This is a genomic window from Peptoniphilus indolicus ATCC 29427, from assembly GCF_000227315.1.
GTDB classification, from domain to species: Bacteria; Bacillota; Clostridia; order Tissierellales; family Peptoniphilaceae; genus Peptoniphilus; species Peptoniphilus indolicus.
The window spans coordinates 48,763-53,826 of the sequence record NZ_JH165062.1 but is presented as its reverse complement, the minus strand read 5'-3'; the positions used below and the strand labels follow the sequence as shown (position 1 = coordinate 53,826).

The window sequence follows — 5,064 nt, the reverse complement described above, 5'->3', positions numbered from 1 at the left end:
AGCATTAAAAATGGAACAGATTATTTAAATAATCAAAATGTATCAAGTTTTGATTTAAACTTTAATAATAAAATTATAAATAGGTTAAAAGAAAATAGGTATAATCCATATTATTTATACAGACAAAAACGTATTATTGGTGGTAATGAAAATATAGGTTATTCTATAAAAAGGCATGAATGTGTTTATAATATTATGATGATACAGGAATTACATGATATATGGGGGTTTGGAATGGGAGCAACTTCTAAACTTCATATAAATAGTAAAAAATTTGAACAGATATCAAATTTTAGAAGTATGCGAGAATATTTATTGAGAAACAAAGAAGTTTCTGCTAAAAAATTAAAAGTTCTATTTGATAGATATAGGAGTGGGAAATGAGATTAAATCAATTAATAGATGATTTTAGTAAACTAGGAATTGAAAATTTAGATATAAAAAACATTAGATATAATTCTAATGATGTAGAATCTGGAGATTTATTTGTTGCTACTAAGGGATATGTAACTGATGGACATAAATATGTTAAGAATGCATATGAAAAAGGTGCAGTAGTTGCTGTTGTGGAAGATTATGTAGACGTTGATATTCCACAAATTAAAGTTGAAAATTCAAGAATTGCATTAGCAGATTTATCTAATAGATATTTTAATAGTCCGTCAGAAAAGTTAAATATGGTTGGGATAACTGCTACTAATGGAAAGACTACTACATCTTTTATGTTGGATACTATATACAGGTTAGCTGGTTATAAAACAGGAATAATAGGAACTGTTTATACAAAATATGCTGACGTAATGGTCCCATCAATATTAACTACACCTGAATCTTATGATTTACAAAGATATCTATCAGATATGGTTGAGAATAAGATAAAAAAAGTTACTATGGAAGTTTCTTCTTCAGCTCAAGAGTTATATAGAAATAAAAATATAGATTTTAACATTGTTACTTTTAACAATTTTTCAAGAGAACATATTGACCAACATGGAAGTTTTGAAAATTACTATAAATTTAAATCTAAATTGATAAGAGAGGCTAAAGATAAGACAGCTTGTGTTTTAAATATGGATTTTGATGAAATTGCAAAATTAAAAGATGAAACTAAGGGACAAGTTGTAGCGTATTCTCTAAAAAATTCGGCTTATGATTGTACTATAAAAGATTTAGATTTAAGTACCGGATTTGGGAAGTTTACGTTTGAAGTTTTAAAAGAAATAGAATTTAACGGAATAAAAATTAAGCCTGAAAAATTCGATATTGAATTGTCAGCTTCTGGATACTCATCAGTTATGAATGCTGTTGCTGCTATAATAGTGGCATTGTTAGAGGGAATAGATAAGGAAATTATAATAAAAGCTCTAAAGTTATTCTCTGGTGTTGAGAGAAGATGTGAAATGATTTATGACGGTTCTTTTAAAGTTCTAGATGACCATTTTGCCAATGTTAGAAATATAGATGTAACCTTAGATACTTTAAAACAAATGAAATATAAAAATTTACATGTTTTATATGCAATAAGAGGTAGTAGAGGGGTCGAATTAAACAGAGAAACATCAGAGAGAATGGTCCAATGGTTTAAAGATTTAGGGCTTGATAAAGTAATTGCAACTTTGAGTAAAGATGTTGTGGGTAAAAAAGATATTGTATTAGATGAAGAATTAGAAGTATTTAAAAATACTATGTCTGAACATGATATGAATTTTGAAATAATAGATACTTTATCAGAAGCTATAAGAGTAACTTTAGATGATGTAAATGATGGTGATGTTTTATTACTTGCAGGTTGTCAAGGAATGGATAAGGGAGCTGGATTTTTATTTGATGAACTTTCAAAAATGAATAAAACTGATTTGGAAGTACTTAAAGATAAAGTAGAAAATAGAATATGCTAAAATTGACATGCAGAATATAAAATAATATAATTGAATTGTTTAGTACCTACCTGACTACGTCAGGGGTCAAGAGGGCTTACTAAGAAATAAAAGACCACTCGTCCCAAGGGACGAGTTTTTAATATGGAGGAATAAATGGCTGATAAGTTAACTGGTTTAAAGAGGTCCCATTATTGTGGCGAAGTTAGAGAGAATCTAATCGGAAATGAAGTAGTTATAATGGGCTGGATTTCAAAAGAGAGAAATTTAGGTTCAATAGTATTTACAGATGTAAGAGATAGAGAGGGAATAGTTCAAGTAGTTTTTGATGATACAGTAGATAAAGAATTGTTTGCAAAAGCTACAGGATTGAGATCTGAATTTGTAGTAGCTGTTAAAGGAACGGTAAGAGAAAGATCTTCAATAAATGCTAAAATTCCTACTGGAAAAGTTGAAATTTTAGCAAATGAATTAAGAATTTTAAATAAATCTGAAGTTCCACCTATATATATAAAAGATGATGACAATGTTTCAGAAAATATGAGACTAAAATATAGGTCATTAGATTTGAGAAAACCTTCAATGCAAAAAAAATTGTTTGCAAGGTCTAAATTCTATAAGGTAACAAGAGATTTCTATTCAGCAGAAGGATTTATTGAAGTTGAAACTCCTATGCTTACTAAACCAACACCTGAGGGAGCTAGAGATTATTTAGTGCCTTCAAGAATTAACGAAGGACAATTTTATGCTCTTCCACAATCACCACAGTTGATGAAACAACTTTTGATGTGCTCTGGATTTGATAGATATTTTCAAATAACTAAGTGTTTTAGAGATGAAGACTTAAGAGCTAATAGACAACCTGAGTTTACTCAAATAGATACTGAAATGAGTTTTGTTGACATAGAAGACGTAATGGAAATTAATGAAAGATTTTTAAAGTATGCTTTTAAGGAAATGGTTGGAGTAGATATAACTTTACCGCTTAAAAGAATAAGTTATAGAGAATCAATGGATCGATTTGGAGTAGATAAACCCGATTTAAGATTTGGTCTAGAACTTGTGGATGTTAAAGAACAAGTTAGAAATTCAGGATTTAAAGTGTTTGATTCTCAAGTTGAAACTGGTTCTATCAGAGGTATTAACATTAAAGGTGGAGCTGATCAGTATTCAAGAAAACAAATTTCGAAGCTTGAAGAGTTCGTTAAAACTTATGGAGCTAAAGGATTAGCGTGGATAAAACTTGAAAATGGGGAAGTATCTTCTCCCATTGTAAAATTTATAAGTGAAGATACATTAAATTCTTTAATAGAAAAACTTAAAGGAGAAGATGGAGATTTATTAGTTTTTGTAGCCGATGAAGAAGAAGTTGTATTCGATAGTTTGGGTAATCTTCGTAACAAGGTTGCAAGAGATATGGATTTAATAAAACCTGATTCATACGAACTACTATGGATTACTGAATTCCCTCTTTTCGAATATGATAAAGAAGAAGAGAGATATGTAGCTAAACACCATCCTTTCACTGCACCAATGGACGAAGATATAGAAAAATTAGAATCAGACCCTAAAAATTGCAGAGCTAAAGCATATGATATCGTAATAAATGGAGATGAAATGGGTGGTGGGAGTATTAGAATAAATGACCCACAAATCCAAGAAAAAATGTTTAATGCTTTAGGTTTTACAAGTGAAGAGGCTGAAGAAAAATTTGGATTCTTAATTGATGCGTTTAAGTATGGCGCTCCACCTCATGGAGGAATAGCTTATGGGCTTGACAGATTAATTATGTTATTCACAGATTCATCAAATATCAGAGATGTAATAGCTTTTCCAAAGACTCAATCAGCTACAGATTTATTGACAGGAGCACCGGCAACTGTATCTGAAAAACAACTTAAAGAGGTTCATGTAAAGGTAATAGACTGACATTTTAGGAGGTGTTGGAATTGAAAAATTCAGGCATTGTTATAAATGTTGATGGAGATTACTTAGATATAGTAAGCATTAGAGAAAGTGCTTGTGGTGGAAGTTGTGAAAGCTGTGGCGCACATTGTGGATCAAAGGCTGAAACTCTAAGATTATTAAATACAATTGAAGCTGAAATTGGAGATAGAGTAGAATTAGAAATCAATTCGTCTAAAGTTTTAGGATATATTAGTTTAGTATATGGAGTTCCTCTCATTACATTTATAATTAGTGTGATTACATCCTTTGTAATTCTGGGGGAATCAAAGCAAATTTGGTGTTTTTTAATAGGTTTAATATCTATAGCTATTAGTTATTCTGTAATAAGAAAAATAGATGGAAATTTAAAAAACACTAATTCTGAGATAAAAATAAGGAAGATTAGTTATGAGTAAAAAAAAATCATTTCAGACTCTATTGAATTTCTCCATAATATTTTAATAACTACTAGTGTTATTTTTGCTTATTCTAAAATGAAATACAGTAGTTATTTGTCAGAATTAAATAATTTGGAGTCTTTAAAAAAAGAACTACAAAGTATAGAAGACGAAGTAAAGCTAAATTCAGAATTAAAAAAGAAAAGGAAAAAGAATTAAATGATAAATCAATAGAATTCTTAACTATTTATGGTTTTGATTATCTAAAAGAAGATGATGAATTAGTCCAAGAAGAAGTAAAAAGATTAGTTGATGAAAATAACAAGATAAAAAATGACTTAAGAGAGGAACTTAAAAAATATATCCATTATTTTGATGGGTCATATTATGAGGCAGAAGATTACACAGGTTTAGTTGCTCAAGTGTTGTCATTAGATAGTAGAGAAATTAGCGAACAATTAAAACCTGATTTATATTCTAGTTTAGATATTGACAATTTTATAAAAGAGGCAAAGAAGAGTGGAACAATATCATATTTAAATTCTTTAAATAATGAATCTAAATTTAATAACATACTACTTTTTTTTGACGACAATGTATTCAGATAATTTGTATGAAATTTCTCATGACTTAACTGATATGCCAGATAATTTAAACTCTTTATATAACAATGTTTTAACAACATATCAATTATACAAGACTTTAGAAGACTTTAGTTTTAATACAGGAACTTTGACTAGTACAAATTTGAATGAGCTTGTATATAAAACAGAAGAATTAGTTAAAAAATATTACGAAAATCAAGCAGTAATTGAAAAATTGACGGGTGAAACTTATGAAAA

General features: G+C 28.9%; 6 protein-coding genes and 1 pseudogene. All 7 read left to right on the top strand.

The window, feature by feature from the left end; translation table 11 throughout:
- Nucleotides 1-384 (top strand): annotated as a pseudogene (locus tag HMPREF9129_RS11705) (hypothetical protein); the annotation flags it as partial.
- Complete coding sequence (locus HMPREF9129_RS06290) at nt 381-1,898, top strand: Mur ligase family protein (protein ID WP_004821621.1); 1,518 nt, start codon at nt 381-383, stop codon at nt 1,896-1,898. The pseudogene HMPREF9129_RS11705 and the gene HMPREF9129_RS06290, both read left to right, overlap by 4 nt.
- A gap of 135 nt (nt 1,899-2,033) precedes the next feature.
- Nucleotides 2,034-3,806 carry an aspartate--tRNA ligase gene (gene aspS / locus HMPREF9129_RS06285; RefSeq protein WP_004821618.1) on the top strand — a complete coding sequence of 591 codons (1,773 nt, stop codon included), beginning with the start codon at nt 2,034-2,036 and terminating at the stop codon, nt 3,804-3,806.
- A gap of 20 nt (nt 3,807-3,826) precedes the next feature.
- Complete coding sequence (locus HMPREF9129_RS06280; RefSeq protein ID WP_040552682.1) at nt 3,827-4,240, top strand: SoxR reducing system RseC family protein; 414 nt, start codon at nt 3,827-3,829, stop codon at nt 4,238-4,240.
- Nucleotides 4,241-4,318: 78 nt separating this feature from the next.
- On the top strand, nt 4,319-4,441 hold the full coding sequence (locus HMPREF9129_RS12390) for a hypothetical protein (protein ID WP_257009199.1): 123 nt from the start codon (nt 4,319-4,321) through the stop codon (nt 4,439-4,441).
- A gap of 203 nt (nt 4,442-4,644) precedes the next feature.
- Nucleotides 4,645-4,830, top strand: a complete 186-nt coding sequence (locus tag HMPREF9129_RS06275) for a hypothetical protein (protein WP_004821614.1) — start codon at nt 4,645-4,647, stop codon at nt 4,828-4,830.
- The coding region (locus HMPREF9129_RS11700; protein WP_370882808.1) for a hypothetical protein at nt 4,808-5,064 on the top strand (257 nt) is incomplete at its 3' end. The genes HMPREF9129_RS06275 and HMPREF9129_RS11700, both read left to right, overlap by 23 nt.